The sequence below is a fragment of the Pseudomonas sp. Bc-h genome (genome assembly GCF_002080045.1).
Lineage (GTDB): Bacteria > Pseudomonadota > Gammaproteobacteria > Pseudomonadales > Pseudomonadaceae > Aquipseudomonas.
The window spans coordinates 349,697-362,213 of record NZ_MUIN01000007.1 but is presented as its reverse complement, the minus strand read 5'-3'; the positions used below and the strand labels follow the sequence as shown (position 1 = coordinate 362,213).

General features: G+C 58.4%; 12 protein-coding genes. 7 read left to right on the top strand and 5 right to left on the bottom strand.

What is annotated here, in order from left to right:
- Positions 1–23: 23 nt before the first annotated feature.
- Together BWR59_RS14535 and BWR59_RS14530 are read right to left on the bottom strand one after the other, a co-directional pair.
- The gene (locus BWR59_RS14535; protein WP_081566327.1) at positions 24–1,055 is read right to left on the bottom strand and encodes an alcohol dehydrogenase catalytic domain-containing protein; all 1,032 of its coding nucleotides are present in this window, start codon (positions 1,053–1,055) and stop codon (positions 24–26) included.
- Positions 1,056–1,314: 259 nt separating this feature from the next.
- Positions 1,315–2,169: an alpha/beta hydrolase gene (locus tag BWR59_RS14530; RefSeq protein WP_081566326.1), complete on the bottom strand. Its 855-nt coding sequence runs from the start codon at positions 2,167–2,169 to the stop codon at positions 1,315–1,317.
- A gap of 415 nt (positions 2,170–2,584) precedes the next feature.
- Here BWR59_RS14530 and BWR59_RS14525 point away from each other — a divergent pair, with 415 nt between their 5' ends.
- From BWR59_RS14525 to BWR59_RS14495, 7 genes are all read left to right on the top strand, one after another.
- Positions 2,585–3,541, top strand: a complete 957-nt coding sequence (locus tag BWR59_RS14525) for a helix-turn-helix domain-containing protein (RefSeq protein WP_081566325.1) — start codon at positions 2,585–2,587, stop codon at positions 3,539–3,541.
- 339 nt (positions 3,542–3,880) lie between these two features.
- On the top strand, positions 3,881–4,564 hold the full coding sequence (locus BWR59_RS14520; protein WP_230982011.1) for a response regulator: 684 nt from the start codon (positions 3,881–3,883) through the stop codon (positions 4,562–4,564).
- A gap of 133 nt (positions 4,565–4,697) precedes the next feature.
- Positions 4,698–5,210 carry an AraC family transcriptional regulator gene (locus tag BWR59_RS14515; protein WP_081566324.1) on the top strand — a complete coding sequence of 171 codons (513 nt, stop codon included), beginning with the start codon at positions 4,698–4,700 and terminating at the stop codon, positions 5,208–5,210.
- An 81-nt stretch (positions 5,211–5,291) separates the two neighbouring features.
- A complete protein-coding gene (locus tag BWR59_RS14510) occupies positions 5,292–5,663 on the top strand; it encodes a response regulator (RefSeq protein WP_081566323.1) in 372 nt (123 codons plus the stop codon).
- Positions 5,664–5,945: 282 nt separating this feature from the next.
- A complete protein-coding gene (gene rclC, locus BWR59_RS14505) occupies positions 5,946–6,557 on the top strand; it encodes a reactive chlorine resistance membrane protein RclC (RefSeq protein ID WP_081566322.1) in 612 nt (203 codons plus the stop codon).
- Between the two features lie 149 nt (positions 6,558–6,706).
- Positions 6,707–7,243 (top strand): carboxymuconolactone decarboxylase family protein, encoded by a 537-nt coding sequence (locus tag BWR59_RS14500; protein WP_081566321.1) that lies wholly within the window; start codon positions 6,707–6,709, stop codon positions 7,241–7,243.
- 40 nt (positions 7,244–7,283) lie between these two features.
- Positions 7,284–8,105: a hypothetical protein gene (locus BWR59_RS14495; protein ID WP_081566320.1), complete on the top strand. Its 822-nt coding sequence runs from the start codon at positions 7,284–7,286 to the stop codon at positions 8,103–8,105.
- 281 nt (positions 8,106–8,386) lie between these two features.
- On the opposite strand, the gene BWR59_RS14490 is transcribed toward BWR59_RS14495, so the two are convergent.
- The 3 genes from BWR59_RS14490 to BWR59_RS14480 are packed head-to-tail and all read right to left on the bottom strand — an operon-like array spanning position 8,387 to position 12,235.
- Positions 8,387–9,586 carry a cytochrome c gene (locus tag BWR59_RS14490; RefSeq protein WP_081566319.1) on the bottom strand — a complete coding sequence of 400 codons (1,200 nt, stop codon included), beginning with the start codon at positions 9,584–9,586 and terminating at the stop codon, positions 8,387–8,389.
- Between the two features lie 10 nt (positions 9,587–9,596).
- Positions 9,597–11,789, bottom strand: a complete 2,193-nt coding sequence (locus BWR59_RS14485; protein WP_081566318.1) for a molybdopterin cofactor-binding domain-containing protein — start codon at positions 11,787–11,789, stop codon at positions 9,597–9,599.
- Entirely contained in the window at positions 11,786–12,235 is a 450-nt protein-coding gene (locus tag BWR59_RS14480) for a (2Fe-2S)-binding protein (RefSeq protein WP_081566460.1), read from the bottom strand. Before BWR59_RS14480 ends, BWR59_RS14485 begins: the two co-directional genes overlap by 4 nt.
- Positions 12,236–12,517: the final 282 nt, after the last annotated feature.

Genomic DNA, 12,517 nt, shown 5'->3' with positions numbered 1-12,517 from the left:
CGCGCATCAGGCAGAAGAGGGTGTCAGGCTTGCTGCGCGCCCATGACCAGAACGGCACGCAGTCGAACGTCCGCACGCATCATTCGGGCGTACGCCTCGGGTGCCTGTTCGAGGGGGAACGTCTCGATCAGTGGGCGAATGTCCTGAAGGTTGGCAAAAGCCAGGGTTTGCTCGTTGTATACCACCGTACCGGTGAGGGCGCCGATGACCGAGCGGGCGCCGAAGATCAGGTCCGTTGCGCTCACCGTCAGGGGTTCGCCGGGGACCGCGACCACCACCAGTTGACCCCGAGCCGACAAGCCGGGAATCGTCTCTGCCATGCCCTGTGCAGTCGGCGCGGTGCCGAGCACGACTTTGGCTCCGCCCATGGCGCGCAAGACCTCTGCAACGTTTTCTTCGGTGGCGTCGATGTAGCGGTGAGCACCCAATGACAGCGCCAGCTCGGCCTTGCTGGCCCCTCGAGCGATGACCACGGTATGAAACCCCATCTTGCGCGCGAACTGCACGCCCAGATGGCCAAGCCCGCCCAGGCCGTGGATCGCCACCACGTCTCCCGCTTGCGCGCCGGAATTGCGCAAGGCGTTGAAAGTGGTGAGACCTGCGCAGAGCAGAGGCGCGGCCAGGGTGGCATCCAGCTCTTCAGGTACCCGCACCAGCCCACGCGCCTCGGCGATCATGATCTCGGCGTAGCCGCCGTCGATGGTCATGCCGCTGATCACTGGGTTCTGGCAGGTCACCGGGTCGCCTTGACGGCACGATGGGCAGGTCCCGTCTTCGCCTGCCAAAAAGCCCACGCCCACTCGCTGGCCAACGCTCCAGCCCTGAACCCCGGCGCCGATGGCGTCAATGCGTCCCACCACTTCATGGCCCGGCACGCGTGGAAAAGGAACGCCTGCAAAGCCTTCCACGGTCGCGCTGTCGGAGTGACAGACACCGCAGGCTTCAACCTGTATTCGCACCTGGCTGTGGCCCGGTTCAGTGATCGGGCGCTCTACCAGTTCCAGTTTGCCGGGGGCTGTCGCCACGACGGCTCGATAGGTTGTTCGGGTTGTCATAAGTCACCTTGGTAATGAGTGTTATCGGACTGACACGCGTCCGCGGCCCGCCGGCTTGACGCACAGCGTTTCGGGCCAAAGCAGATTGATGCCGCGATGAGAAAGTGAGCGTCCAGTGTCAACGATTGATGTGGCAGGTCACGGTTGTTCACGGTGATGCTCCCTCGCGCCATGGGCGAAGAAGAGCAGTCCATTGCTGTCGAAGAGTCGGTGGGGCCAGGGTCGCACCGAGCAGAACGCTGGCCCGGTTGATCGGGTGTCAGTCGTGGGCAGCCTCGACGAACGCGGCAATGTGCCTGGCGGCAGTACGCGGGTATTGCAGCTGCGGGCCGTGGCCGGAACTCGGGAAGGTGACGACGTGCAGTGTCGGCAGTTGATCGCTCAGGGCGTACCAGTTCTCGACCGGGAAGGCGATGTCGTGATCGGCGCCCAGGTGCAGAACCGGAACCTCGGTGTTTTTCAGGACATGCAGCACCGCATCGGCCGGAAAGACCGGGTTCTTCGGCCCCTCACCCAGTTGCGCGCCTGCCCAGTCGAAAGGCACTTCAGGGCTCGCGTCATCTCTCCTGGAGACCAGCCGACCCCACGAACGCTCAGCGGCGGCTCGGCTGGTCGGCGAGTCAGGTTCGAAAAACAGGCTGACAAAGTCTTCGAAGTTGTTGTCACGCTTGGCCAATTCGTAGAACAGCTGTTCGCCTGGCTTCGCCAACAGGCCCGGAGGCGTGGTTGCGATCAACACCAGATGGCTGACCAACTGCGGTGCCTGTGCGAGGACGATCTGCGCCGCCACGCCACCGATCGACCAGCCTGCGAGGACCACCTTGCCCAGCTTCAGCGCCGTGATCAGCTCGATGGTGTCCTTGGCCAGCGAGGCCGGGTTGTAGGTTCGCTCGCCGGTGGAGCGCCCCAGGCCGCTGTAGTCGAAAATGGTGACTTGAAAACCTTGTTGTGCCAGACCGTCGAGAAATGCCGGATCCCAAGACTCCATGGTGCCGCGAAACCGCACGCACATGACCAGAGGCGTGCCGTGCCCGAATGTGCGGTAAGCCAGGGTCCTGCCCCCGACTTCAAGGTAATGAGTCGCTGCATTGAAACTTACGGAGTGTTCAGTCATAGCGGTGTGCTCTTTGTTGTTGAACAGTTAGACGACCGATGAGATCAGCACCGAATAAAAGGAAGTATCGGTGTGATCTCCAGACTGTCATTACAGCGATCAAGTGTGCACTTCGAATAGGAATCTCGTGCGTTTTGCTCTTTGAGTCAGGAGTTTGTAAGTGTGTTTTAATTGTCCCGCAGTTTATCGTGCTCTGATAATTAGCTGCGGTAGGCTCTTAATAATTTTCGGACTGGCCTGTTCAATTAGTTGCGCGTAGGATGCAACGAAAATCATCTCCAGATGACCTGTTTTATCCTGTTTTCGTGCCACCTGTGTCCGGTTTTATGTCGTAGGCTCATCGTGCATCGCGTTGACTGGAATTGAAACGACAATTACGGTCATGTTTTCGGACATGACGCCGGAGGGAGTGGAAATGCACAGAATCGGTTACTTCCTCACGGAAGGGTTTCAGGTCATGGCGCTGGGCACCCAGTCAGTGTTCGAGTTCGCCAATGTGGTAGCGAAGGAACAGGTCTATCAAGTCACCAATTATTCGTTGAGCGGCGGGGTGATCACCTCCTCGATCGGCGCCTCGGTCAACACCGTGAAAGCGACCTGCGAGGCCCAGGCCGACACCTGGATGGTGTCCGGAATCGTCGATCCGCTGGCCCGCGACAGCACCCTCGAAGAGTTGAACTTTGTCAAAGTCGCCGCTAGCCGCGCTCAGCGGGTGGGCGGCATGTGTACCGGAGCTTTCGTACTCGCCGAGGCGGGGTTGCTCGAAGGCAAACGCGTTACGACTCACTGGGCCTACGCCGGCGTGCTCAAGCAGCGCTTTCCGAACACCGTCGTGGAGCCCGACAGCATCTTCATCAATGACGGCACCATCTGGACTTCCGCGGGACTCTCGGCGGCGATGGATCTGGTGCTCGGCATGGTCGAAAAGGACCTGGGGCACGAGGTTGCCAACCGCGTTGCGCGGGTTCTGGTCATGTATCACCGTCGCTCCGGGGGGCAGTCTCAGCATTCCGAAATGCTCAATATCGCGCCCAGGTCAGATCGGGTTCAGGCAGCGCTCGAGCATGCTCGGGCCAACCTTTCCGGCGACCTTAGCGCCGACGCTCTGGCGAAGATCGTACACCTCAGCGAGCGGCAGTTCAGGCGAATTTTTCTATCCGAAACAGGCTTGTCACCGGCCAAGGCGGTGGAGCAGCTGCGCCTCGAAACCGCCCGCAACATGATTCAGCGCGGTCACCATTCGCTGGAGATCATCGCCAGAGAGACGGGCTTTCGCGACCGGCGCCATCTGCGCGAGGTCTTCATCCGCAAGTTAGGCGTATCCCCACAGTCACTCAGGCGTGATGCCAGAGAGGGGCAATCAGGTGAGTAATTCCGGTCAGAACTGAGCGTTGAATCAGGGTTGCTGAGCACTTTCAGCAGGGCGAAACAGTGATGTCGTTGTGTTCTGTATTGTTCTGCAGCGGACGGTGCCACTGCATCGTTCCCATTCACTACCTAACCTTAAGTATGAATTGACGCATTAGCTGCCCAAGCACAAAGTTAATACCGGCGCGTGACCGGCTCTTGCGAAATAATCGATCTGCACAGGTGTTTTTCACCAAAAATATTGTTTTGGTCATGAAATGAGCGCCGGCCGTTACATGAAGACGTGTTACCCGATAATGGGCCGGTCGCCAACTCGGCAGACAACGAAAGGTGTTGTAAGACAATGCGCCCGGTCAACTTGAATCACGTCGAAAAGGAGGTCGAAATGCATCAATCAAACGTTTCAAGGGCAGCGCAAACGCACGCCCCGATTGTCTTTATTGTCGACGATGATTCAGTACTGAGCGGCGCCGTTGCCAGTTTGCTGAAGTCCGTCGGTTACAACACACGGGCATTTTCCGGCCCCGAAGACATGTTCGCCGACCCGCTGGCGGGAAAGGCGCAATGTCTGGTTCTGGACGTCAGGCTACAGGGCTACAGTGGGTTCGATCTGCAGCAGCGGTTGACGGAGTCCGATAACCACATGCCGATCATTTTCATGACCGGCCATGGCGATATTCCAATGTCCGTGCGCGCGATGAAGGCCGGTGCGGCGGACTTTCTCACCAAGCCATTCCGCTCCCAGGATCTGATCGATGCCGTGGCAACGGCGGTGGCCAGCCATTGCGAGTTTGTCGAGAAACAGCGTGAGATCGATTCATTGCGCAGTCGGTTCGATTGCCTGACTCCCCGGGAAAAACAGGTCATGGGGGGAGTAGTGAAGGGCCTCCTCAATAAGCAGATCGCCGGCCATCTGAAGGTAAGCGAGATCACGGTAAAACTGCATCGGGCCAACATGATGCGCAAACTACACGCCCGCAGCATCGCCGACGTGGTTCGGGCTGGCCATCAACTGGAGCTGCCATAACCGCTCATGGGCTGACTTCGTTGCATCAGGCTTTTTTCATACGCCCCATGGGGGCGATTCCATTCTGTTGCCTTGCTGAGTGACGTTGCAGGTACGTCCCACGGCTCGGTATCGCAATCTTCCAGGTGACTTCATGGCCCAGGACCAATGCTTATCCACGATCCAGAGTGCGCCAAGTGTCAGTTCCACTGTCAGCCCGATTTCATTCAGCGTGCCTTTCTGCGAGAACCGGCAGGGCCTATCGTCGGTCCAGGGTTTTGGACACAAACGCACGCTGGAAAATCTTGCCCCCTGGCGGGTCAAGAAGGCCAAGGAGCTGATGATCAGCCTCATGGCACACGGGTGTTCGATTGAACAGGTCGCCAGTGCCTGTGCAATCTCACGCAGTCATTTTTCGCGCGCGTTCAAGAACGCGACGGGGCTCGCGCCACACGATTGGTTCAGACGAGAGCAGATCCGCAAGGCGCATGCACTGTTGAGAACGCGAGAACTCTCGATCTGTTGCGTCGCTCAAGAGTGTGGATTTTCGGATCAGTCTTATTTCACCCGTGTTTTCAGGCACTTCAACGGCGTCAGCCCCAGACGATGGCAATTGCTGCACTGCGCGCAGGCCTCCAACATTTTCAGTGATGCATCCAACGAGTGAGCGTCCACCTCTCAGTGGAGGTCAACATACGGGCCTACGCGGCATCTGAATGCTCGTCTTCGTGGGCCCAGGGTAATAAAAGTGAATAAAGTCACCCGCATTTCGATCGTCGATGATGACACGTCGTGTCGAATGGCCCTGAGCAGCCTGGTGCGCTCACTGGGTTATGAACCTTGTCTGTTTTCATGTGCCGAAGCGTTTCTTGCCTCAACGGAACTCGATAGCACCGATTGCCTGATTTCCGATGTACACATGCCCGGTATAGACGGTCTTGAGCTGCAGCGCAGGCTGATCAACAGGGGGCGATCCATCCCTGTCATCTTCATCACGGCTTACCCTAAAGAGTTAGTGCGCAAGCGGGCTCTGGCAGCCGGCGCCGTGTGTTTTCTAGCCAAGCCCTATAACGCTCAGACCCTCATTGATTGCATTCAGCGCATCGTGCCGATGGACTGAATGGCGAAGTGGCCTGACTGCCAGTCGGTGACTGAATAACCATACGTTGGTTTAAGGTACCTGTTACTTGGGATAATTGCTGACCGACGCCTGGCGCGACTAATCTTTTGGCCAGAGCTTAAACGTTCGAGCAGTCTTTTATGCTGATGAAGTTAAAGCATTCCGCTCGGCGCGATTACCAGGGTTTGGGGGTGTTGGGCAAAAAGCTGAGCCGATCCGACATAACGAAGTTTTTCGTCAGCTTCGCTATTTATTTTATTCAATCAACGGATGCCGAAAATCATGAAACATCAACCATCAGTTGTGCAGGGGCTTCTTGTGCGCACCAGTCGCCTGGACACAATCGGCATTCATTTGATTCGTCTCGGTGTCGCCATCATATTTCTATGGATTGGCGCGTTGAAATTCGTGCCGTATGAGGCTGACAGTATCACTCCGTTTGTGGCGAACAATCCGGTGATGTCCTTGTTCTATGCACACCCGGACCAATATCGAGACCACCTCACCCATGAGGGGCAGCTTGATCCGGTCAAGCGCGAATGGCAAACCGCCAATCACACCTATGCATTTTCCAACGGTCTGGGAACCGTTGAAATTCTCATTGGGTTGCTGGTGCTGTCCTACCTCTTTTCTCGCAGACTCGGAATGGTCGGGTCTGTACTTGCATTTCTGACTCCGTTGGTAACGCTGTCTTTTCTCATTACAACGCCCGAGGCGTGGGTGCAGAGTACGGGTGATGCCGCGTTCGGATTTCCTTATTTGTCAGGCGGCGGAAGACTGGTACTTAAAGATGTTCTGATGCTGGCAGGCGCTGTCGTCATGATGGCTGACTCCGCGCGACAGTTACTTGAACAAAGAGCGACGACCGCTCTGCTGAATACGCAGGGCACCTGATACTTACGCTATTTAAACAGTGAACGGTGGTCTAGCGGATGTGCACACCTGCGCAAGGCCATTGCGTGCGGCTTGAAAAATCCATGTCTGCCAACTGCAACTTCAATGACGTTTATAACCATCCACTTTCACAACGAGGAAATCCAACCATGGCACGTTTTACTGCAATTGCGGCCGATCAGGCCAATGGCGCTACTGCTCAGGTGTACGCCGGTATCAAACAGGCTCTGGGCAAAGTCCCCAATGCCTACGCCGCCTTGGGGACCTTGGCGCCGCAAGCGCTCACGGCCATTTTGTCGGCAGACAAGATTCTGGCGAGTGGCCCGCTGAGCAAAGCGGACCAGGAAACCGTAAAGCTGGCAATCAGTGAATTGGCAGGGTGCGACTACTGTGTCGCCGCCCACAGCATGGTCGGCAAGATGGCAGGCCTGTCGCCGGACACCCTGCGACAGATTCGACAGGGCAACGCTACCGGCGATGCCAAACGCGATGTCCTGGTTCGTTTCGTACGGGGCCTTGCGCTCAACCCCGGCACGGTGCCGGAAGAGGACGTCCAGGCCCTGCAGGCAGTCGGGTACAGCGGCGAAGAGATCGTTCACATCGGATTGGCGATTTCGGTGATCACCTTTACCAATGTGTTCAACCGCATCAACGACACGGTGGTCGATTTTCCTGTCCCTCAATGACGTGTGGGCCGGCACTGTCCTTGCCCAAAGGAGTTGCACCTTGAACCTTCTCGCCGATTTGAACGTCCCCGATCCTGAGCTTGAGGCCGCGTGCCGAGCCTTTGCCGTGCCGGAGAGGGTTTCTGCCTCGTGGAGTGAAGTCAGCTTTCTGGGCAAGGGATGGATGGCGTCGCTGGATGTCGACGGAGAACGCCTGGCGTTCTGGATATACGGCAGCGGGCCCGTCATTTTGCTGATGCACGGCTGGTCCAGCCGGGGCTCGCATCTGATGGGGTTCGTAAAACCACTGCTTGCCGCCGGGTTCTCTGTTGCCGTCTTCGATGCGCCGGGCCATGGCCACTCCGGCGGTGAGGTGTCGAGCGTGATTCATGCGGGCAGGGCGGCGTTGAAACTGGCAGGGCATCTGGGCGATGTGCATGGGATCATCGCCCATTCCGCCGGTTCTACTGCAGCCCTCTGGGCCTTGGGCAATGGGTTGTCAGTCCAGCAAAGTGTTCATGTTTGCGGGCCCAGTTCGATGACCTCTGTCGTTCTGGGGATCGCACGTGCCCACTGTCTGGATGATCGGCAAACGGTAGCGTTCTGCGCTTGGGTGGAGGCTTTCATGGGCGCCACGCTGGCATCTGTCGATCTTCCTGCCCTGGCCTTGGGGCTCAGGCATTCGGGGCTGATCATTCATGACCGCGATGACCGCGTCGTACCGGTCGCCCAATCACGGGCGCTGCGGGAGGCTTGGGCGCGTTCGACCCTGATTGAAAAACGCGGACCAGGTCATCGGCGCATCCTTGGCGACGCGCAAGTCATTACAAGTGCGGTCGAGTTCATGACCCCGACCGGTCATGTGCTCGAAAGCCTGGGCTGAGCGCATGCCACACACACACTGCTTCGGGTACGGTTCCCGAGCACGCAGTAAACGTTCGCTCTTTTCCGGTTCCCGCGGCTGTTGATCACCTCCGTCTATTTGGGCGGATCCGCGGGAACTGTTTTTTTTCTGACGTTGATGAGCATGGAGCCTGGTTGACGCGGTGCGCTTCCCCAGGTCTGGACCACGTTAGACAAGTGCACACCTTATCCGCCCCAACGCCAGGCCAGGACAGCACGCACTACGTCAAGGTCTGCGTTTCCATGTGATGTCCCTCCCAACTAGCGCCGTTCGGTAATGGCTTCAGCAGCGACAGTGCTGTTGGTGGTGCCAAAGCGCTGCAGGATGTACGTGCTCACAGCGGCAAGCTCTTGGTCGTTATAGGCCTTGGCAAACGCAGGCATTCGTTGCTCCACGCGTGTAGCGGGATGCCCGTGCAGAATCACGCCTATGAGGTTATGGGCTGCTGGATCATTCACCGTTTTCAGTCCCAGAAGCGTGGCAACAGGCGTCTGATTGCCGTGCCCGTCTGGTCGATGACACGCCGCACAGGCATCTGCGAACACCTTCTGGCCCAGTGCTGACTGGGATTTGACGTTTACCAGCACCGTCGGTTCGGGCCGGGCCACGCCCTCATTACGAGCAGGTGATGATTTCAGGTAGACCGCGATGGCTTTGAGGTCCTCTGTGTTTAGGTATTGCAGGCTATTTTCAACCACCTCAGCCATGGGGCCGCTTGCTACCCCAAAGCCTGGGGCGGAGCCGGTGCGCATAAAGCTGACCAGGGCCAGTTCGTCCCATGCACCGATGCCGTGTTTGGCGTCGGAGCTGATGTTGTAAGCATTCCAGCCTTCAATGACGTTGCCCGCCAGACTGTTGCCACTGTCGAGCGCTTGCATCAGGTTACGCGGGGAATGGCATTCGCCGCAGTGACCGGGTCCCTCCACCAGGTAGGCGCCGCGATTCCACTCCGGCGACTGTTTGGGGTCTGCGGTATAGCGTTCGTTGTCATGGAACAGGACGTTCCAGAACACCATTCCCCAGCGCTGATTGAACGGGAATGACAGCGTGTCGGGCTGGCTGGGCTGGTTAACCGCAGGCTGGCTGAACAGATAGGCCTTGATCGCCAGTATTTCGTCCCGTGACATCTTCGTGTAGGCCGGGTACGGAAACGCCGGGTAGTAGTGCTTGCCGTCTTTACCGACCCCTTTCTGCAGTGCGTCTACAAAGTTGTCGTCGGTCCAGGTTCCGATACCTGTCTGTTGATCGGGGGTGATATTGGGTGCATACAGCGAGCCAAACGGCAGCTTGAATTCGAGACCACCGGCAAAAGGCTTACCGCCTTGTACCGTGTGGCAGGCCACGCAATCGGCTGCGCGGGCGAGGTATTCACCGCGCTGTAGTTGGGTGTCGTCAGCCAGTGCGGGCAGGCTCGCGCTGGCAAGAAGTGCGAGGCCCAGTTGTCTTGTCACAATGTTCATAAGCCGCTCCTCAAACCGTGTAATAGCCAAAGCGTGCAAGCGGTAGCCGACGGATACGGGTCCCGCTGGCAGCGTGCAGGGCGTTGACAAGCGCTGGCGCGATCAACGCAGTCCCTGCCTCTCCGACACCGCCTGGCGCCTCGACACTGGGGATGAGATGGACTTCGACCGGTGGCGCGTCGCTCATGCGCAGCACCCGGTATTGGTGGTAGTTGGTCTGTTGAACCTGGCCTTTGTCGATGAGAATTTCGTTGAACAAGGCCGCAGACAAACCAAACAGTGTGCCGCCTTCAATCTGAGCGATTACCGAGGTCGGGTTATGAACGAACCCGCAATCCACCACGCTTACGAGACGTTTGATCTTGATACCTTTTTCACCCTGCATTTGCAGTTCTACCAGCGTGCCCACGTAGCCGCCGAAGACATGGCTGACGGCGATTCCCCGACCGGTACCGGCGGGTAGGGGTGTCTTCCAGTCTGACTTTTCAGCCAGCACGCGCAGCAGATTCTGCGCCCTGGGGTGCTTGCTCATTAACGCGAGCCGGTACTGCACCGGATCTGCCTTGGCGTTGCGCGCCAGTTCGTCGATAAAGCATTCATGCACATAGGTTCCGCGAAGTTGCCCCACGCCACGCCACCACGACACCGGGATGGCCTTGGGCTCTTCGCGCACGTAATGCACTTGCAGACTGGAAAGGTCGTAGATCGGTTCTACCGAGACATCGACAGCGTCGAAATCTATCCCGTCAGGCGGCAGTCCGCCCAGATAGCGCGCCACAACAGATGCCCCGGCGATCCGGTGCTGCCAGGCCACGGGCAGTTTGTTCGCATCCAGCGCCGCTTCGATCCGATCCACGTAATGCGGCCGGTACATGTCATGAGTCATGTCCTGTTCGCGGCTCCAGATCATCTTGATCGGGTAGGGCACCTGTTTGGCGATCTTCACGGCCTGTGTGATGAAGTCGAAATCCAGCCTGCGACCGAACGCGCCGCCGATCAACTGATTGTGAATCTGGATCTGCTCGGGTTTAAGACCCGTGACAGCCGCCGCCGTCATCTGCGCCAGCCCCGGGACTTGGGTGCCGACCCAGACGTCGCAGCGGTCAGCCGTGACGTGAGCGGCGCAGCTCATAGGCTCCAGGGGGGAGTGGGACAGGAACGGTTGTTCGTAAACGGCCTCGAACCGGCTCGCTGCGTTACCCAGCGCGGCGTTGACGTCGCCCTCTTTCCTGGCAATCACACCCTCGGCGCTGCTGGCTTTTTGCAGGGCGGCATCCAGGTGTTCCGAACCGATCCCGGCGTTCTCGCCAAAATCCCATTCGACACTCAATGCTTTCAGTGCCTGCTGGCAGGCCCAGAAGTTCTCGGCGGTGACGGCCACTGCGTCGTCCAGGCGTACGATGTCGCGCACCCCCCAGACCTTGCGCGCTGCGCTGTCATCCACAGACCGCACTGTGCCGCCGAGTACCGGGCACGTCAGGGTCGAGGCAATGAGTGCCCCGGGAATTTGCAGGTCGATGGTAAAGCGGGTCTTGCCGTTCACTTTGTCCGGCGTGTCTATCCGAGGCGTTGGTTTGCCCAGCAGTTTGAAGGCCTCGACGGGCTTGAGCGCGACATCGGTGGGCACAGGCAGTCTGGCTGCGTCTTCGACGAGCTCTCCGTACCCGGCTGAGTGCCCGTTGGGACCGATGACGCGACCCTGCTCTGCATGGCATTGCGAGGGCGCGACTCCCCAGCGTGTTGCCGCCGCTTGAATCAGCAGCACGCGCGCCGTCGCACCAGCGCGGCGCAAGGGTTCCCATGTGTAGCGAGTCGACGTCGAGCCTCCCGTCGCCTGGAAGGTCAGCAGCGGGTCTGTGTAGAGTTTGGCGTCGGGAGGCGCCTCCTCCAGATCTACCAGGTCCAGACCCACTTCCAGTTCCTCGGCGACCATCATCGCGATGCCGGTATGAATGCCTTGGCCCATTTCGATCTTCGGTGAAATGACAGTCACTCGACCGTCCACACCGACGCGCACGAACGCGCCAAACCCCTGGTTGATATCCCCCAATCGTGGCGCGGTGATAGCCTTCGCTGCACCCTGGACCTGCATCGACGGGAGCCAGGTTGCCAGGACCAGACCACCCAGTGTGATGCCACTGCTTTGCAACAGACGCCGACGGGAAATACCTGCCGCTGGCAGCGGAGTGTCAGAGCTACTCATAGGTTCACCGCTTTGATGGCGGCGCGTACGCGCGTGTACGTTGCGCAACGGCAGAGATTGCCCGACATCGCAGAGTCGATGGCCTGATCATCGGGTTTTGGCGTGTGATGCAGCAACGCACTGGCGGCCATTATCTGGCCGGATTGGCAGTAGCCACACTGGACCACTTCATGGGCCAACCATGCCTGTTGCACTGACCGCCCGACGGGTGTCTCGCCGACGCCCTCGATCGTGGTAATCGCGTGGCCTGCGGCTGCACTGACGGGCAGCACGCATGACCGAACCGCCGTTCCGTCCAGATGAACGGTACAGGCACCGCATTGAGCAATGCCACAGCCATATTTCGTTCCCGTCAAACCCAATACATCACGCAGGACCCAGAGCAAAGGCATCTGGTCCGGCACATCCAGTTGATGGTTCTCGCCATTGATATTCACGGTCTGCATCACGGTCTTTCCCATATTGTCTAGCGCACTGATATTTTTTTAATGTGCTCGTGCGTGTTTGGGTTTGCCCATAAGGTCTCCGAGGTTCGGACTTAGGGAAAGCTGGATTCTAGGCGTCTGGGAACTTGGCGCAATTGATACCGCGGTATAGTTGCAAGGCGTTAGTGATCGGCGTATGGGCCGAAAAAGATATCCCCCTACATCTGATTCCAAACAACAGAAAACCAAACAAACCCTAACCCATCGTATGAATTGATCAGGATCTCGGAGTAGCCCACATTC